Origin of the sequence: Clostridium polyendosporum, from assembly GCF_018332455.1 — a bacterium.
Classification (GTDB): Bacteria; Bacillota; Clostridia; order Clostridiales; family Clostridiaceae; genus Clostridium_AY; species Clostridium_AY polyendosporum.
Genome location: NZ_BOPZ01000112.1, coordinates 1 through 232, shown reverse-complemented (window position 1 = coordinate 232; position 232 = coordinate 1). Strand labels below are relative to the sequence as shown.

Genomic DNA, 232 nt, shown 5'->3' with positions numbered 1-232 from the left:
TGAACCCAGCTCGCGTGCCGCTTTAATGGGCGAACAGCCCAACCCTTGGGACCTACTTCAGCCCCAGGATGCGACGAGCCGACATCGAGGTGCCAAACCTCCCCGTCGATGTGGACTCTTGGGGGAGATCAGCCTGTTATCCCCGAGGTAGCTTTTATCCGTTGAGCGATGGCCCTCCCACGAGGTACCACCGGATCACTAAGCCCGACTTTCGTCCCTGCTCCACTTGTGG

Annotated in this window: 1 rRNA gene; it reads right to left on the bottom strand. The window is 59.9% G+C overall.

Annotated elements, in window-relative coordinates:
• Nucleotides 1-232, bottom strand: a 23S ribosomal RNA gene (locus CPJCM30710_RS17635); the annotation flags it as partial.